Source organism: Tritonibacter litoralis (assembly GCF_009496005.1).
Lineage (GTDB): Bacteria > Pseudomonadota > Alphaproteobacteria > Rhodobacterales > Rhodobacteraceae > Epibacterium > Epibacterium litoralis.
In genome coordinates this window covers 192,660-209,649 of sequence record NZ_WIBF01000001.1, presented here as the reverse complement: position 1 = coordinate 209,649, position 16,990 = coordinate 192,660, and the positions used below count along the sequence as shown (strand labels likewise).

Genomic DNA, 16,990 nt, shown 5'->3' with positions numbered 1-16,990 from the left:
CACAGGCTGCTAGTCTCGCCTCTCATGGTTTCCGAAAGGTTAATTCCCGACATGTCCCAACCGGTCGTCACCCGCTTCGCCCCCTCGCCCACCGGCTTTCTTCACATTGGCGGCGCGCGCACCGCGCTGTTTAACTGGCTTTATGCCCGTGGCCGCGGCGGCAAGTTCCTACTGCGGATCGAAGACACCGACCGCGAACGCTCCACGCCCGAAGCCACGGCAGCCATTTTGCAAGGCATGGCGTGGCTGGGCTTGGATCATGATGGCGAAGTGATCAGCCAATTTGCCCGTGCCGACCGTCATGCCGAGGTCGCCAACCAGCTGCTGGCCGAGGGCAAGGCCTACAAATGTTTCGCAACCCAGGAAGAGATTGCAGCCTTCCGCGACCAGGCCAAGGCTGAAGGGAAATCGACGCTCTACCGCTCGCCCTGGCGTGATGCTGATCCTGCGACTCATCCGGATGCGCCTTTTGTGGTGCGGATCAAAGCGCCCCAGGACGGTGAAACCGTGATCCGGGACGAGGTTCAGGGTGAGGTGACGATCAAGAACCAGCAGCTGGATGATATGATCCTGCTGCGCTCTGACGGCACACCGGTCTATATGCTGGCTGTTGTGGTGGATGACCATGACATGGGTGTAACCCATGTGATCCGTGGCGATGACCATCTGAACAATGCGGCCCGTCAGATGATGATCTATACCGCGATGGGCTGGCCGCTACCGGTATACGCGCATATTCCGCTGATCCACGGCGCGGACGGCAAGAAACTGTCGAAACGCCACGGCGCATTGGGCGCGCAGGAATATCAGGCCATGGGCTATCCGGCTGCTGGCATGCGCAACTATCTGGCGCGTTTGGGCTGGTCCCACGGCGATGATGAATTTTTTACGGACGCACAGGCAAAAGAGTGGTTTAATTTCGACGGAATCGGCAAAAGCCCGGCCCGTTTTGATACCAAAAAGCTGGAAAACCTGTGTGGCCAGCATATCGCTCAAAGTGAGGACGCCGCGTTGCGGCAGGAGATTGTCGCTTATCTGGTTGCGGCCAATCAGCCCGCCCTGACCGATGCGCAGGCGGAAAATTTGGAAAAGGCAATGTTCTGTCTCAAAGACCGGGCCAAGACTTTCCCGGAACTCCTTGAAAAGGCTCACTTTGCCTTGGTGTCCCGCCCGGTTGAGACCGATGCAAAAGCGGAAAAAGCACTGAGAAATGTATCCGACGGTATACTGAGCGAATTGACGCCGCATCTGCAAAATGTTAGCTGGACGCGAACCGAGTTGGAGGCATCACTCAACGCCTTCGCTGAGGAGCACGAAACCAAGTTCGGAAAACTGGCCGCACCTTTGCGTGCAGTGCTGGCCGGACGGGCGGTAACGCCTTCGGTTTTTGACATGATGATGGTTTTGGGCCGCGATGAAACCCTGGCCCGGATCAATGACAAAGCGGGATAACCTCTCCTTTAACGCGAGAGTAAGCCCGCTCCTTTAACACATCGCCTGCGCGGGTGGCGCGCAGGTGTTGCCCCGCATGGACTATGAAATTTTTCTTTCATACCGTGCCTGTAACAGGAAGGGACATCTATGACCGACACTCAGAAAACCGCTAAGCTCCTCTTGAATGAGCAAGAATACGAGCTTCCCATTTTCTCGCCGACGGCAGGCCCCGATGTTCTCGACATCCGCAAGCTTTATGCCCAGGCAGGTGTCTTTACCTATGATCCGGGTTTCACCTCGACCGCGTCCTGCGACAGCACCATCACCTTTATCGATGGCGGCAAAGGTGAACTGCTGCACCGCGGTTACCCGATCGACCAATTGGCGGCCAAATCGCATTACCTCGAAGTCTGTTATCTGCTGCTTTACGGTGAACTGCCGACCGCAACGCAGCTGGAAGATTTTGAAACCCGTGTGACCCGTCACACAATGGTGCATGAGCAAATGCACAACTTCTTCCGAGGTTTCCGCCGTGACGCGCACCCGATGGCAACCCTGGTGGGTGTTGTGGGCGCGATGTCTGCCTTCTATCACGACTCCACCGATATTTCGGATCCCTGGCAGCGTGAAGTTGCGGCCATCCGTCTGATCGCCAAACTGCCGACCATTGCGGCGATGGCTTATAAATACTCCATCGGCCAGCCGTTTGTGTATCCGCGCAACGATCTGGATTACGCGGCGAACTTCTTGCACATGTGTTTCTCGGTTCCGGCCGAAAACTATGAGGTGGACCCGATCCTCAGCCGTGCAATGGACCGGATCTTTACCCTGCACGCCGACCACGAACAGAACGCATCGACCTCGACCGTGCGTCTGGCGTCGTCTTCGGGTGCGAACCCCTTTGCATGTATCGCCGCGGGCATCGCATGTCTGTGGGGTCCGGCGCATGGTGGCGCAAACCAGGCCTGCCTGGAAATGCTCAAAGAAATCGGCACCGTGGACCGTATTCCGGAATTCATCGCACGCGCCAAGGATAAGAACGATCCGTTCCGTCTCATGGGCTTTGGTCACCGCGTCTACAAGAACACCGACCCGCGTGCGAAGGTTCTGAAGCAATCTGCGGATGAAGTTCTTGAGCTGTTGGGCGTCGAAGACAACCCGCTCTTGCAGGTTGCCAAGGAACTGGAACAGACCGCGCTGAACGACCCCTATTTCGTTGAGAAGAAACTGTTCCCGAATGTCGACTTCTACTCGGGCATCATCCTTGAAGCGATGGGCTTCCCGACATCGATGTTCACGCCGATCTTCGCGCTGAGCCGCACCGTCGGCTGGATTTCCCAGTGGAAAGAGATGATCTCGGATCCGACAATGAAAATCGGTCGCCCGCGTCAGCTTTATACGGGTGAAGGTCTTCGCGACTATATCGACATCGAAAACCGCTAAGATCTCAACTGGCCCCGTTTGCGTGGGGCCAACCCAAGCCATTAAAAAGCCGCCTCGTCATACTGATCGGGGCGGCTTTTTCATAACCAGAGCGTTGCGCGCGCTTAAACCGGATCGGCTATTTTGGCGACCAGATCGGCAATCCGCACCATCTGCATTTCATCCAGCCCAGCATGAACTGGCAGACACAGCCCTGTTTCATGAATCTGGTCCGCCTCTGGCATCGGTTGCGCACCATGTTGGGCGTACCAGAACGGCAGCCGCGCAATATTGGGCGCAATCATCGCCCGGCTGGCCACCCGGTTTTGACGCAGGAATTCCACCACTTCGTCGCGGTTGCGCACCAAAGTGCCAAAACCCGTACAAGAGGTCGCATCACCCGGGCTGAACTGCGTAAAGAAGCCATCCAATGCCTGAGACAGGATGCTTCGATTTCTGTCCCTGCGCGCCGTTGAAGCATCCAGTTGATGGATTTTGCGACGCCCCAGAAATGCGTTGATCTCGGACCCGTTTAATCCAAACCCCGCGTTAAGAAATCCAGGATGCACCTGGGGGCCGGTATGACCCAGCCTGTCGCACAGTCGCGCACGGCGATCCGTTCCCTGTATAACCCTCATGCCGTAATCCCGAAGGCTCAGCGCCATTTGGTGCAGGTCGGTGTCATCCGTGACAACCAGCCCGCCTTCGACTGTGGACAGCTGATAGCCGTCGCGCAGGGAGAAACTGGCCGCGGTTCCAAAGGTTCCCACTTTCCGTCCGCACACAACCGAGCCAAGCGCCTCACGTGCGTCTTCCAACAGGATCACCTGATACTGTTCGCACAGTGTTTGGATCGCCGCCATATCACATGGAACTCCCAGCACATGCGGCAGCATCAATACTGCCGGGGACTGGTCCTGCAAAAGGGTTTCCAACTGGTCCAGGTCAATGTTCAGTGTCTGCGGGTCGCAATCGCACAGGCTGATCTGAAATCCGAGCTGGATCAGCGGCGCGATTGTGGTCGGGCGGCACAAAGCCGGGACAATCGCGCGCAGATTGCGCAGAAACCCGCCCTGCTTCAACGCATAGGCCAAAACCAGATTGGCAGATGCGCCGGAATTCACCATGACGGCGTGACGCACACCCAACCAATCTGCAATTTCCCGTTCAAACTGCGCTGTTTCAACCCCGCGTGTCAGGGACCCGCCCGCGGCAATCCATTCCGCCAATGCGGCACGATCACCGCCCGTGACCGCGCTGTCAGAGAATTGAATTTCCTTACTCCGGATCACATACATCAAACACCTCAAAGCTAGAAAACGAACTCTGTCATTACGCCACAATGGCTGGAAGGTGACGCCAAATAAATGGAGTCAATTCAAGTCAATTTGGGTGGAGCTCGTATGCCTTAGAGGTAGAAGATGTGACTTAAGTTTTCCTTAGCGCCCCTCGAACTGGGCCGGTCTTTTTTCCATAAAGGCAGAGACGCCCTCCATGAAGTCACGGGTTTTGCCAAGCTTGCCCTGAAGCTGCGCTTCAAGGTTTAGCTGCTCGGTAAAATCATGGTTAAAACTTTCCCGCATCGCCTGTTTGACCGCCTGCAGGGCACAGGTCGGTCCCGCCGCCAGCGCTTGGGCACGTCTCTGCCAGTGGGTCACAAATTCCTCTGCGGCCACGGCTTCAAAGATCATGCCCATCTCACTGGCTTCGCGCGCGGAGATGCGGTCGGCGAAAAAGGCCATGCCCATCGCCTTTGCCAGCCCAACTTTGCGCGGCAGGAACCAGGTCCCACCGGCGTCCGGCATCAAGCCAATACGGGTGAAGGCCTGGCTGAAAAACGCATTATGTGAGGCGATCACCACGTCGCAGGCCAGAGCCAGATTGGCCCCGGCCCCAGCTGCAGCGCCGTTGACCGCGGCGATCGTCGGCAACGGGCAATTCACCAAAGCCTCAAGCATCGGGTAATATTCATCGCGCAACACCCGTTCTAGGTTCAGCTTGGTGGTATTGCGCGCATCGCCCAGATCCTGACCGGAACAAAACGCCGGGCCAGAGCCCGTCAGCACCACAACCCGCGCATCCCCCAGCCGATGGTTCAAGGCATGCGTGATCTCGGACCGCATCGCCGCGTTCATGGCGTTCATCTTGTCCGGGCGATTTAGGGTGATGACCGCCAGCCCTTCGTGGTTTGTAAATTCAATCTCGACATATTCCATGACGCGTGCCCCTCATTACTGTGTTGTCGTCAGACTGCACGAAACGGGTCGAAGCCTAAACCCCGACCCGGCGTCAATCTTATGGGTGTTCTATTGGCTGTCGCGCCGGTCCTTGACGATCTGCAACAAAGCCCGCGCTTCGGGTGGCATCGGCTTTTCCAACCGTATGTAATTGCTGCCGTCGATATCGCGTGTCATCAGATCCATCTCCACCAACGAACGGCGGATCTGGGCCGGGTCATGAAACACCGTCATCTCATCAATCACGGCGCTGATCTGGCGCTCATTAAAGGTCTGCCGCGCGGGGATGCCGGTCCAGATCACCCACAGACACAGCTCGCGCACCCCGCGTTTGAGCGGCCACCGCGCCCATTGCCCCCGCGCATCAAAGTAACGCGCGGCGCGGTCGACCTGTTTTCGGTTGGCCTGGGGTTCCGGTTGGTTCTGGTCGCGCAGATGCTGAAAATTCTTGTACCCCGCAGCACGGGCCACATGGGTCAGCATTTCCACGTGGCTAGGGGGCGCATCCAGCTGTTTGCGCAGGGTTTTGGTGAAGTGTGACAGGTCATCAATCGTCAGCCGAATAACATCGCGGCCCGGTTGTTTGGCCTGTTATCTCGCCGGGTGGCTCGCCTGCTGTTCCACCTGTTGCGGACGCGCGGATTGCGCGCGGTCAAGGTCCTTGGACATTTTATCGCTCCTTGCGATACCACACTTGCAGTTGGCAAGCAGGATGTCCGCCCATGTCCCGGGGTATCGCCTGAACGGTCCAATTGGAGATCAGGTATACGTGAAAAATCGCAGGTTTAGCGCGGGGCGGAACCTTGGTGAACTGCGGACCACGGCCCTTTTAACAAAAGGGGCGCGGTTTCGCAATTACTCTTCCAGGATCGACTTCAACCGCGCCTGCTCATCCGCGCTCAGCGCATCCTCGGTCTTGGTTGTAGCGCGGGACCGGTTGCGGACAAAGCCGCCGCCCACAACCAGCGCCACCAGCAGCATTGCAGGCCCCGCGGCCCACAACAGCCAGTTTGCGCCGGTCACATTGGGGCGCAACAGAACATATTCGCCATAGCGGTTGACGATATAGTCCATTGCCTCGTCATCCGTATCGCCTGCGGTTAAACGCTCGCGCAGCAAAATCCGAAGGTCACGGGCCAGATCCGCGTTAGATTCGTCAATGCTTTCATTGCGGCACACCAGACAGCGCAGATCCTTGGACAGAACCCGCGCGCGGGCTTCAAGCGCGGGATCTTCCAGGATCTCATCCGGTTGCACCGCCATGGCAGGCGCTGCGGCACAGCTCAGCATCAGGGCAAAAAGGATCCGATTCATTCTGCAGGCACCCCTTTCATTGCGCTGCGACGCGCACCTGCCGCCACACGGAACCGACGGTCCGAGAGGCTGAGAAGCCCGCCAAATGCCATCAGCAAACAGCCGCCCCAGATCCAATTCGCCAGCGGTTTGATATAGGTGCGCATGGTCCAGCCGCCGTCGTTTTGCGGATCACCAATCACCACATAAATGTCGCGCAGGAATTGATATTCAATCGCGGCTTCTGTGGTGGGCATGCGGGCGACAGGATAGTCACGCTTTTCCGGGTGCAGCGTTGCAACCGCCTGCCCGTTCCGGCTGACATCCACCGTCGCTTTGGTAGAGAAGTAGTTCGGCCCCCGTTCGCGCCCCACATCGCGCAGAACCAGCGTATAGGCGCCAACCTCAAACGGTTCATCCATATAGGCGACCCGGATGTCCTCGGCCTCCCAGGCGGTCAGACCCGCAATTGCGAACATGGTGATGCCAAGCCCGGAATGCGCCACCGCCTTGCCCCAATCCGCACGCGGCAGACGCAGCAGACGTTGAAGGCGGCCGGACTTGCCGCTGCGCATCCACAGATCGGCAAAGGCGCCAAAGACCATCCAGCTGCCCAGAAACAGCCCCACAGGCCCCAGCGCCGAACGCCCGGTCTGCAGGACAAAGGCTAGGATCATCAAAGCCAACGCCAGCCCAAACACGTAACGCAGCTGCCAGAAGGTGCGCACCAGCTTGCCCCGTTTCCACGGTAGCATCGCGCCAACCGGCAAGGCAATGCCAAGCGCCACCATAAACGGCGTGAATGCCATGTTGAAGAACGGCGGACCCACCGACAGTTTCCGGTCAAAGGCCATCTCGGCAACCACTGGCCACAGCGTGCCAAAGAAGACCACAAAACAGCTGACGGCCAGCAGAATATTATTGACCACCAGCCCTGTTTCGCGGCTGACAAGACCAAAGACACCTTTGGCCTCCATCGACTGGGCGCGGGCTGCAAACAGGGTCAGTGCGCCGCCGGTAAAGGCTGCTATGATAATCAGGATAAAGATGCCGCGCTCCGGATCATTGGCAAAGGCATGGACCGAGGTCAGAAGGCCTGAGCGGACAATAAACGTCCCAATCAGGGAAAACCCAAAGGCAAGGATCGCCAGCAGGATCGTCCAGCTTTTGAGCGCTTCGCGTTTTTCCACCACAATGGCCGAATGCAGCAATGCGGCAGACAGAAGCCATGGCATGAAAGAGGCGTTTTCAACCGGGTCCCAGAACCAGAACCCGCCCCAGCCCAGTTCGTAATAGGCCCACCAGGACCCAAGCCCGATGCCGATGGTCAAAAACACCCAGGCCGCCAATGTCCACGGCCGCACCCAGCGCCCCCAGGCCGCGTCGACGCGCCCTTCGATCAAAGCGCCAACGGCAAAGGAAAACGCCATCGAAAGTCCGACATAGCCGAGGTAAAGAAACGGTGGGTGAAAGGCGAGGCCGGGATCCTGCAACAGCGGGTTCAGATCCTGCCCATCCATCGGCGGCACAGCCAGACGCAGAAACGGGTTCGAGGTGAAGAGGATAAAGCTGTAAAAAGCCACACCGATGGAGGCCTGGACCGCCAGAACGCGCGCTCTGAGGGTTGGCGGCAAAGCCTCACCAAAAAGGGCCGCAACCGCGCCAAATAGTGCCACGATCAGCACCCACAGCAGCATCGAGCCCTCGTGATTGCCCCAGGTGCCAGCAATTTTATAGAGCATTGGCTTGGCCGAATGGCTGTTCAGCGTCACCAGATTGAGCGAAAAGTCAGAGGTGATAAAGCCCCACATCAGCGCGCCAAAAGAAAACGCAACAAAAAAGAACTGCGCCTGCGCCGCAGGCTCGGCAAAGGACATCCATCCGGGCCACCGTTTGTGAGCGCCCACAAGGGGGATCACCGATTGGGCGATTGCGATCAGGAAGGCGAGGATAAGGGCAAAGTGGCCGAGCTCTGTAATCATGGAGTTTTTATACGCCTGTCTGCTGGTTTGGCCAATGCCTCAATAGGCTCACGTGCCTGCGCAGTTGGTCGCAGACACGCGGTTGTGAGGGGCTTAGTCGACCAAAGCCTTTTGACCCTGGGCTTTTTGCCAGCTGACCAAGGCGGGATTCGTGTCCGTTGGAGGGGAAGATATCTCGAAAACCGCATGAAGGCCGGGATCAGATGGCGATTGATGCGCCCCCAACGTCTCCAAATTCTGCATCACCGCCGGCAGGCGCGCGAGTGAACGGGCCAGATCACGTTGAAAATCCTGACCTTTGGCCTGATGACGCGCGCCAAAGTAAAAAGCGACAATCACCCCAAATAGCCACCACAAAGGTTCGGGAACCAAAGCAATACCTTGCATGCGCGCGGCAAACCAAACCGGATCGGTCATGGCCGACACCAGCAACGCCAGGGTGCCCAAAGCAAACAAGGGGCGCGGCAGCCGGTTGAGCCCATCCACCAGACGATCAAACAACCCCTTTGATGGGTGGTTAAACTCAGCCGCCAGCTGGGCCAAGGCCGCCATTTGAAACGCATGCCCCCGTTGTGAGGCCGCTTCACTGTTTTCGCGAAACACTTCCACTGTTTCCCGCAAGGCATGTCGATGCCCGCCAAACAAAACCGCAAAAAGCTGCGTGATCATCCCCATGGCGCAACCCTTTCGGCAAATTCCTTGGCGCTCATGTGATAGCTGGGCGTGATGAATTCCTCGGCGCGTTTGATCCAGCCGCCTTTGGCACCGGACCGGGTGCGCGCATATTTCCGGCTGGCTGGGCGGCGATCGGCGATTGCAAAATAATAATTCCGACGCGCAATCCCATAGGCATCCCGCAGAGCTAGCGCATTGATCTCTGCCGCGGCCTGTGCAGCCTTGGCTGTCTGCGGGCCGATGCGGCCATCGACAACTATGTCATAGCCCATTTGGCGCAAAAGCCGCTGCAGGATCATAACCGCATTGGCACCGGCATTGACCTGCATATCAAACACGCTATCTTGGAGCGCTTCTGGCAAAAGGCCAATGCGCGGCTTGGTGAAGTAATGCTCGACAAAAATCTCGGACGCGTCGCGCCGCGTCAGCGCTTTGACGTCGCCTGCGTCAATGTCGCGATCGCCGTCAAGATCTTTGCCCAAGGTGCGCAGGGTCGCCAAAGTGACCCCATGTTTTGTCGCCCCGCCCGGATCATCCGGGTCCTGAACGAATCCCCCTTCGCGGGCGACAATGGCCCGCGCGATGTCATAGATGTGGCGCATGTGATGGCTCCTTGTGGCTGGATCTGCCCAAGGTTCGCAAACTGACGTTAAGGCCAGGACACCGATGCGCGCGCCGGACAGGCAACGCCCATCACGGCCGATCTGCATTGGAAAAGAACACAGGTGCTCCCGCGCCCGCGGGATCCTCCGCCCTTCGGGCAGTGATCCCTTTGCGGCCTTGGGCCGCGCGCCGCGCAAAGCGCGGCGCCACCCCCAACGCAAAACGCCGCCCCCATGGGGCGGCGCGTTTGGGGCGGGAGCCCCACGTTGATCCTGGATGCGGGCTTAGCTTTCTGGGTCCTGATAGACGCCCTGCTCTTTCAGCGCGTCTACCACTTCCTTGGGCATATAGGTCTCATCGTGTTTGGCGAGGATCTCGGTCGCTTCAAACACACCGTCAATGTATCGACCGGTGCCCACCATGCCTTGGTTTTCGCCAAACAAGTCGGGCAACACGCCGGAAAACACCACGGGCACTGCTGCGCCGCCATCGGTCACGGAAAACCGTACCTGGCCGCCCTCGCCGCGCACCAGGCTGCCCTCTTCAACCAAGCCGCCCATCCGGAACACTTCGCTGGGTTTGGGCGGCTCTTCCATCACTTGGCTGGGGGCGCGGAAAAAGTTGATCCCATCGCGCATCGCATAGCCAATCAGCGCCGTTGACAAGACCAAGGCCGCCGCTGCAGCCATCAGAACCTGGATACGTCGTTGTTTCTTGAGCGTCTTCATCAGCCTGGATCCGCGCGCGTCCGAGATGGCCACGCGCGCCTCTTGGTTTGGGATTATGGAAACAGCGGTGCCATCATCAGACCTGCTGTCTCTTCTTCACCTAACATGAGGTTCGCATTCTGCAAGGCCTGACCACTGCTACCTTTTGTCAGGTTGTCCAGCGCCGCAATCACAATGGCGCGCCCCTCAAGCCGGTCTTCAGCCACCCCGATGTGGCAGAAGTTCGAGCCACGTACATGGTGGGTCGACGGCGCCTCGCCAAAGGGCAGAACCTCAATAAACGGTTCTTTCTCATAGGCCTGCGCCAATGTGTCATGCACCGTCTGCGCCGTTCCTTTGACATAGACGGTAGCCAGAATGCCCCGGTTAACCGGTAACAGGTGCGGGGTGAATTGAACCTTGACGGGGCGACCCGCAAGCTTGCTGAATTCCTGGTCAAATTCGCCCAGATGCCGGTGGGTGCTGCCAAGCGCATAGGCGTGGTACCCCTCGGACAATTCCGCGTGCAGCAGGTTTTCCTTGAGCGCGCGCCCCGCGCCCGAGACTGCGCATTTGAGGTCCAGGATGATTTCATCCAGATCAATCACGCCTGCAGCAATCAGTGGGCGCAGCGCAAACTGACCAGTGGCTGCATTGCAGCCCGTGCCTGCCACAAGACGCGCGGCCTTGATCTCATCCCGGTAAAATTCGGACAGGCCATAAACCGCCTCTTCCTGAATTTCGACGGCTGAATGTGGGTTGCCGTACCATTTCTCATATGCGTCCGGATCACGCAGCCGGAAATCCGCCGACAGATCCACGATCTTCAGATCCTTGGGCAACGCGCTGATCACCTCTTGGCTGGTTTTATGTGGCAGGGCACAGAAACACAGGTCGATCTGGGAAAAGTCGATTTCGTCAATTTTACAGAGCGTTGGCAGCGACAAGTGACGCAGATGTGGGAACACTTGGGCCATGTCCAGCCCGGCTTTGCGTTCCGCAGCCAGCGCTGCAATATTGATCGAAGGGTGCTGTGAAATCAGCCGCACCAGTTCAGCGCCAGTATAGCCGGAGGCGCCCAGAATAGCCACGTTATGGGTCATGTTGGATCTCGAGTCTTATCAATGTGTGTGCACCAGCTGCGGCGCAGAAGAAAGCCGTTGTCGCGCGACCTCAGGCCGCCTGAAAGCTCATTTCTCGTCGGAGAAACTGCGTCGCGCGTACGCTGACACGTGCTGGATCACCGGTGGTGAAATAGCCCCCCGCACCGCTGCCCAGCATATCCGGGTGACGCTGAAGATAATCACCCAGGCTGTCCGCTACCAGATTTCCCTGGCTGTAGACCTTGACGTCCTGCCCCAGGGCATCCTGAAAAATCTCTTCCATCAGGGGATAATGGGTGCAGCCCAAAATGGCGGCTTGCGGTTTTGGCATTTTGCGCAGCAACGCATCCACATGGCTGCGCACCAGCGCTTCGGCCAGGATCATGTCACCGTCTTCAATGGCGTCCACAACGCCGCCGCAAGCCTGAGCTTCGACATCCACGCCGATGGCACGAAACGCCAGTTCCCGCTGGAAGGCGCGGCTGGCCACCGTTGCAGGTGTCGCGAACAAGGCGACATGCTTGACCTCAACCTCGCGTGGTGGCGAGTTGTCGCCCCATTGCCGTTCAGTCAATGCTTCGATCAGCGGCACAAAGACGCCCAACACCCGTTTGCCTTCGGGCAGGCCTTCCTCTTGCAGGCGGCGCAGCGCTGCAGCCGAGGCTGTGTTGCAGGCCAGAATGACCAGATCACAGCCTTTGGACCACATGTCCTGAACCGCGTTGCGGGTCAGCTGGTACACATCTTCTGCATCCCGCACCCCATAAGGTGCGCGGGCATTGTCCCCATAATAAAGGAATTCCACATCCGGCAGATGTTTCTGCGCGGCGTTCAGGACAGTGAGCCCGCCCAAACCGGAATCAAAGATGCCTACAGCCAATTTACCCTCTCACGCTGGGATGCACGTATCACGCGCGCACGCGGTGCTTTTCTTCAAACTCAAACCCGTAATCCAAGGATTTCAACGGGGTTGGGGACAGCTCATACGTCGCTTTGCGCAGAAAATCCATCATTGCTTTTGTGTCGCGTGCCAAAGGCGCAAGGATGTCACGGTCGATGGGCTCGCCAATAGACACACGCACCGGGCGGTCGATGCATTTTTTGAACTCTTTGATCAGCAATCCCATGCGCAATGTTGTGTGCAGGTGGCTTGCAATCTGAAACAGACGCGAGGTGGTGCCATCAAAGAAAACCGGAACAACTACTGCATCTGATTTGGCAATCATCCGCGCAGTAAAGCCGCGCCAGCCTGGATCCATCGGATGGGCAAAGGGCGTGGCGGCGGTGCTGACCGTGCCGCCAGGAAAGATCCCGATGGCGCCCCCTTCGGACAGGTAATCCAGCGCGGTTTTGCGGGTTTGCAGATTGGTTCGTATCGCCTCTTTGGTTTCTGCAAAATCCACGGGCAGGATCGCCCGGTTCAGGTCCTGCGCCTTGCGGAACACCTGATGGGCCAGAATGCGAAAATCACCACGGGTTTGGGACAGGATATGCCCCATCATCAACCCGTCCAAAATGCCATAAGGATGGTTGGCGATCAGGATCAGCGGCCGGTCTTTTGGAATGCTGCCCAAAGATCCGCAGGTGATATCCAGCGAAAGCCCATAGCGCTGCGCCATAACCGCCCAAAAGTCTTGACCAGAGGCCACGTCATTTTCATACCCTTTGGCGCGTTTGATCAGTCCCAGCCGGCCTGTGGTGTTCTCCATCAGGCGGATCAACGCCCGACCAGATCGGGTCTCGGCCGAGTAGGAATAGGATATTTCGCGGGCGATCTGTTTGCTCGACTGCATTTCTGTCGGGTCTCATTCGGTGGTGGACACCCCGAAAACCACAGGGGTTTCCAGAGAATCCTTGCTATATAGGGCTGGTCAGCCGAACTGCCCAGCGTTTAGTTACATTAATCTAACGAAACGATTACCGGATCTGCAACGCCCCTATTCTGCCGCCTGTGCGGGCATGGGTGTTGAACCGCTGTCCGTGCCGCCATCGCGCAAGGTGGCCAACAGAGCTTCGCGCCGTTTTGCGGCCTGGGCTTCGTTCTTCGCCTTCACCGGTCCAAATCCACGAATATCCAGAGGCAGTTCAGCCAAAGCCACCAAGGCCTCCATCCGCGCCGGATCCGCCTCAGGCAGCCATTTGGCCATGTCACTTTGATATTGCCGGATCAGCGCGCGTTCCATTTTGCGCTCAGCCGTATAGCCAAACAGATCCAGCGGCGTCCCGCGCAGTGTTTTCATCCGCGCAAGCAGCGGCAACAGCTTTTCGATCCAGGGGCCAAAGCGGCGTTTTTGGGGACGTCCATTGGAATCCTTGCCCCCCAGAATGGGCGGCGCCAGATGATAGGTCAGTTCTAGATCGCCATCAAATTCGGCCTCGGCCTTTTGGCGCGTGTCCAGCATCAGGCGGGCCACCTCATACTCGTCCTTATAGGCCAGCAGCTTGTGGTATCCTTTGGCCACCGCCTCCTTGAGCCGCGCATCTTCAACGCTGTCGACCAAAGCAAGGTAGCGCTTGGCCAGCCGCGCGCCCTGGTATTTGCGCAAATGATCGGCGCGGAAATCGATCTTGCCTTGCAATGTTTGGGGGACATCCGCCGCACCGGGACGATGATCCGCAATCAATGCCGCTGTTTCCTGCGGGTGCAACACCGCCCAGCGACCAATGTCAAAGGCGCGTTTATTGCGGTCCACGGCTGTCCCATTCAACGTGATGGCATGCATTAACGCATCATGGCCGACAGGCAGCAACCCACGTTGCCAGGCTGCGCCAAAGATCATCATGTTGGAAAAGATGGAATCCCCCATGGTGATCCGCGCCAGTTCGGAGGCGTCAAACAGATCGGCGCGCTCTTGCAGCCGTGCAGTCAGCGCCAGTTGCAACCGGTCACCCGGAATTTGGAACGCGGTATCACGGGTGAAGGCACCGGTGATGATCTCATGACTGTTGACCACCGCGCCGGTGCGCCCCTGCGCAGTCAGACCCAGGGTTTTGGATCCGGCGCTGACCACCAGATCACCACCAATCAACGCGTCCGCCTCTCCGGTGGCGACCCGAATGGCGCTGATGTCATCTGGCGTATTGGCAAGACGGCAATGGATATGAACCGCGCCTCCCTTTTGGGCAAGGCCTGCCATCTCCATCATGCCGGCGGCTTTGCCATCGATCTGTGCGGCCTGTGCCAGGATTGCGCCAACGGTCACAACACCTGTGCCGCCCACGCCGGTGATCACCACATTATGAGTGCCGTTAATGGCCGGAAGCTCAGGCATTGGTAGATCCGGCAAGTCCAGCTCGGTTGAGGCGGTTTTGCGGATCTTGGCCCCTTTGACTGAGACAAAGGATGGGCAGAAGCCGTTTACGCAGGAAAAATCCTTGTTGCAGGTTGATTGGTCAATCGCACGCTTTCGACCGAGTTCGGTTTCCACGGGCACAATCGACACACAGTTGGACTGAACCCCGCAGTCGCCGCAGCCTTCACAGACGTCCGTGTTGATGAATATCCGCTGATCTGGATCCGGGAACAGGCCTTTTTTACGGCGCCTGCGTTTTTCGGCAGCACAGGTCTGGATGTACAAAAGGACCGACACGCCCTCGACCTCGGACAGTTCGCGCTGAACCTGCATCAGCTCGGACCGTTCATGGAACTTCAACCCGGCCGGAAACAGGCTTTGGTCCACGTCTTCCTTGTCGTCATAGACCACCACCAGCGTCTGGACCCCCATCGCGCGCAGCTCATCGGCAATGCGGTGGGCCGTCAGGCCGCCTTCGGCCTCTTGCCCGCCGGTCATGGCCACCGCGTCATTATAGAGGATCTTGTAGGTGATATTGGTTCCTTGGGCCAAAGCCGCGCGAATTGCCAAGACGCCTGAGTGGTTGTAGGTGCCATCACCAAGGTTCTGGAACACATGTTTACGGTTGGAAAACGGAGCCTCGCCCACCCAATTGACGCCTTCACCGCCCATATGGGTCACGCCCATCGTTTCACGGTCCATCCATTGCACCATAAAGTGACAGCCGATCCCGGCATAGGCGCGGCTGCCTTCGGGCAAACGGGTGGATGTGTTATGCGGACAGCCCGAGCAGAAATAGGGCAGACGGGTTACGATTTCCTCGGCATTATCGGCGCGCTGCGCTTCGGCCAGGGCTTGCAGACCGGCTGAAATCGCCTCGTTCTCGCGGCCCTCTTCAATCAGGATATCGCCAAGCTTCTGGGCGATCATAATCGGATCCAGCGCGTATTTGGTCGGGAACAGCTCCTCGCGGTGCATGGCACCTGCCCCGCCCTTGTACCAGCCATAGACCCGCCGTCCGCGCCGGTCGTCAAAGATGGCCTCTTTGATCTGGATCTCGATCAGCTTGCGCTTTTCCTCAACCACAATGATCAGATCCAGCCCCTCGGCCCAATCATGAAACCCTTTCATATCCATTGGGAAGGTCTGGCCGACCTTATATGTGGTGATGCCCAAACGTTCGGCCATATTGGCGTCGATGTTCAAAAGCTTCAGCGCATGGGTCATGTCCAACCAGTTCTTCCCAGCAGCCACCAGGCCAATCTTGGCACCGGGCTTGCCCCAGACCCGTTTGTCCATCTTGTTGGCATGTGAGAACGCCTCAGCAGCAAAACGCTTGTAATCGATGATCCGGTCTTCCTGGCGGAACCGGTCGTCGTCCAGACGGATGTTCAACCCATCTTCGGGCATGTCAAATTCCGGCAGGACCAGTTGCTGTCGATTCGGATCGCCATCCACAACCGAGGTGACCTCGATCGTGTCTTTCATCGTCTTCAGACCAACCCACAGGCCCGAGAATCGCGACAGCGCATAGCCGTAGATGCCAAAATCCAGGATCTCTTGCACGCCCGCAGGGCTGAGGATGGGCAGATAGCAATCCAACAGCGACCATTCGGATTGGTGCAGCACGGTCGAGCTTTCGCCGGTGTGGTCATCGCCCATCGCAACCAAAACACCGCCGTATTTGGAACTGCCGGCCATATTGGCATGGCGGAACGCATCGCCAGAACGGTCAACCCCCGGCCCTTTGCCGTACCACAGGCCAAAGACACCGTCGTATTTGCCCTCTCCCCGGACCTCGGCCTGTTGTGCGCCCCACAGTGCGGTGACCGCCAGATCCTCGTTCAATCCGTATTGGAACTGGACATCCGCAGCCTTGAGCTGACGTTCTGCGCGGGCCATCTGGATGTCGACCGCGCCCAGAGGAGACCCCCGGTAGCCGGTGACCAGACCCGCAGTATTCAACCCGGCCTCCTGATCGCGCGCCTTTTGCATCAGCATCAGACGCACCAGCGCCTGGGTTCCGTTTAACAATATGGGCGACTGCGACAAATCATATTTGTCGTTGAGTGAAATCCCTTGCTTGCTCATCAAGTCCTCCTCACTGGATCAGCTTGCCTTTGATTTACTCAAGGTAGGTCACAATTACTGACCTTAATAGTGTTTTTTTGCCTCAGACCCGTTGAACGTCCCGTCACAATTTGGAAAACACCGCGTCTTAGACCTATAATGAGCATAATT

The 16,990-nt window shown here is 58.1% G+C and carries 14 protein-coding genes; 2 read left to right on the top strand and 12 right to left on the bottom strand.

Going from position 1 to position 16,990, the window contains the following annotated elements; all coding sequences use genetic code 11:
- Positions 1-51: 51 nt before the first annotated feature.
- Together gltX and gltA are read left to right on the top strand one after the other, a co-directional pair.
- Positions 52-1,452: a glutamate--tRNA ligase gene (gene gltX, locus GFB49_RS01025; protein WP_153213947.1), complete on the top strand. Its 1,401-nt coding sequence runs from the start codon at positions 52-54 to the stop codon at positions 1,450-1,452.
- A gap of 129 nt (positions 1,453-1,581) precedes the next feature.
- The gene (gltA, locus tag GFB49_RS01020) at positions 1,582-2,877 is read left to right on the top strand and encodes a citrate synthase (RefSeq protein ID WP_153213946.1); all 1,296 of its coding nucleotides are present in this window, start codon (positions 1,582-1,584) and stop codon (positions 2,875-2,877) included.
- A 104-nt stretch (positions 2,878-2,981) separates the two neighbouring features.
- Here gltA and GFB49_RS01015 read toward each other — a convergent pair whose 3' ends face one another.
- The 12 genes from GFB49_RS01015 to GFB49_RS00960 form a co-directional block, all read right to left on the bottom strand.
- Positions 2,982-4,154, bottom strand: coding sequence for a DegT/DnrJ/EryC1/StrS family aminotransferase (locus tag GFB49_RS01015; RefSeq protein ID WP_153213945.1), 1,173 nt, complete (start codon positions 4,152-4,154; stop codon positions 2,982-2,984).
- Positions 4,155-4,295: 141 nt separating this feature from the next.
- Positions 4,296-5,072: an enoyl-CoA hydratase-related protein gene (locus tag GFB49_RS01010; protein WP_153213944.1), complete on the bottom strand. Its 777-nt coding sequence runs from the start codon at positions 5,070-5,072 to the stop codon at positions 4,296-4,298.
- 90 nt (positions 5,073-5,162) lie between these two features.
- Entirely contained in the window at positions 5,163-5,576 is a 414-nt protein-coding gene (locus GFB49_RS01005; protein ID WP_153214522.1) for a DUF2087 domain-containing protein, read from the bottom strand.
- Between the two features lie 372 nt (positions 5,577-5,948).
- Complete coding sequence (locus GFB49_RS01000) at positions 5,949-6,407, bottom strand: cytochrome c-type biogenesis protein (protein ID WP_153213943.1); 459 nt, start codon at positions 6,405-6,407, stop codon at positions 5,949-5,951.
- Positions 6,404-8,368, bottom strand: coding sequence for a heme lyase CcmF/NrfE family subunit (locus GFB49_RS00995; protein WP_153213942.1), 1,965 nt, complete (start codon positions 8,366-8,368; stop codon positions 6,404-6,406). The genes GFB49_RS01000 and GFB49_RS00995 overlap by 4 nt, the downstream gene beginning before the upstream one ends.
- Before the next feature lie 93 nt (positions 8,369-8,461).
- Positions 8,462-9,043 (bottom strand): holin family protein, encoded by a 582-nt coding sequence (locus GFB49_RS00990; protein WP_153213941.1) that lies wholly within the window; start codon positions 9,041-9,043, stop codon positions 8,462-8,464.
- Entirely contained in the window at positions 9,034-9,645 is a 612-nt protein-coding gene (locus GFB49_RS00985; RefSeq protein ID WP_153213940.1) for a holin-associated N-acetylmuramidase, read from the bottom strand. Before GFB49_RS00985 ends, GFB49_RS00990 begins: the two co-directional genes overlap by 10 nt.
- A gap of 285 nt (positions 9,646-9,930) precedes the next feature.
- Positions 9,931-10,374, bottom strand: a complete 444-nt coding sequence (gene ccmE / locus GFB49_RS00980; protein ID WP_153213939.1) for a cytochrome c maturation protein CcmE — start codon at positions 10,372-10,374, stop codon at positions 9,931-9,933.
- Positions 10,375-10,427: 53 nt separating this feature from the next.
- The gene (gene argC, locus GFB49_RS00975) at positions 10,428-11,456 is read right to left on the bottom strand and encodes an N-acetyl-gamma-glutamyl-phosphate reductase (protein WP_153213938.1); all 1,029 of its coding nucleotides are present in this window, start codon (positions 11,454-11,456) and stop codon (positions 10,428-10,430) included.
- Between the two features lie 70 nt (positions 11,457-11,526).
- Positions 11,527-12,336: a glutamate racemase gene (murI, locus tag GFB49_RS00970; protein ID WP_153213937.1), complete on the bottom strand. Its 810-nt coding sequence runs from the start codon at positions 12,334-12,336 to the stop codon at positions 11,527-11,529.
- Positions 12,337-12,364: 28 nt separating this feature from the next.
- The gene (locus GFB49_RS00965) at positions 12,365-13,249 is read right to left on the bottom strand and encodes a lysophospholipid acyltransferase family protein (RefSeq protein ID WP_153213936.1); all 885 of its coding nucleotides are present in this window, start codon (positions 13,247-13,249) and stop codon (positions 12,365-12,367) included.
- Between the two features lie 144 nt (positions 13,250-13,393).
- Positions 13,394-16,840, bottom strand: coding sequence for an indolepyruvate ferredoxin oxidoreductase family protein (locus tag GFB49_RS00960; protein ID WP_153213935.1), 3,447 nt, complete (start codon positions 16,838-16,840; stop codon positions 13,394-13,396).
- Positions 16,841-16,990 lie beyond the last annotated feature (150 nt).

Bases quoted from the DNA above. Each gene is read 5' to 3' on its own strand.
- gltX (WP_153213947.1), top strand. From the start codon at position 52: ATGTCCCAACCGGTCGTCACCCGCTTCGCCCCCTCGCCCACCGGCTTT.
- gltA (WP_153213946.1), top strand. From the start codon at position 1,582: ATGACCGACACTCAGAAAACCGCTAAGCTCCTCTTGAATGAGCAAGAA.
- GFB49_RS01015 (WP_153213945.1), bottom strand. From the start codon at position 4,154: ATGTATGTGATCCGGAGTAAGGAAATTCAATTCTCTGACAGCGCGGTC.
- GFB49_RS01010 (WP_153213944.1), bottom strand. From the start codon at position 5,072: ATGGAATATGTCGAGATTGAATTTACAAACCACGAAGGGCTGGCGGTC.
- GFB49_RS01005 (WP_153214522.1), bottom strand. From the start codon at position 5,576: ATGCTGACCCATGTGGCCCGTGCTGCGGGGTACAAGAATTTTCAGCAT.
- GFB49_RS01000 (WP_153213943.1), bottom strand. From the start codon at position 6,407: ATGAATCGGATCCTTTTTGCCCTGATGCTGAGCTGTGCCGCAGCGCCT.
- GFB49_RS00995 (WP_153213942.1), bottom strand. From the start codon at position 8,368: ATGATTACAGAGCTCGGCCACTTTGCCCTTATCCTCGCCTTCCTGATC.
- GFB49_RS00990 (WP_153213941.1), bottom strand. From the start codon at position 9,043: ATGGGGATGATCACGCAGCTTTTTGCGGTTTTGTTTGGCGGGCATCGA.
- GFB49_RS00985 (WP_153213940.1), bottom strand. From the start codon at position 9,645: ATGCGCCACATCTATGACATCGCGCGGGCCATTGTCGCCCGCGAAGGG.
- ccmE (WP_153213939.1), bottom strand. From the start codon at position 10,374: ATGAAGACGCTCAAGAAACAACGACGTATCCAGGTTCTGATGGCTGCA.
- argC (WP_153213938.1), bottom strand. From the start codon at position 11,456: ATGACCCATAACGTGGCTATTCTGGGCGCCTCCGGCTATACTGGCGCT.
- GFB49_RS00965 (WP_153213936.1), bottom strand. From the start codon at position 13,249: ATGCAGTCGAGCAAACAGATCGCCCGCGAAATATCCTATTCCTACTCG.
- GFB49_RS00960 (WP_153213935.1), bottom strand. From the start codon at position 16,840: ATGAGCAAGCAAGGGATTTCACTCAACGACAAATATGATTTGTCGCAG.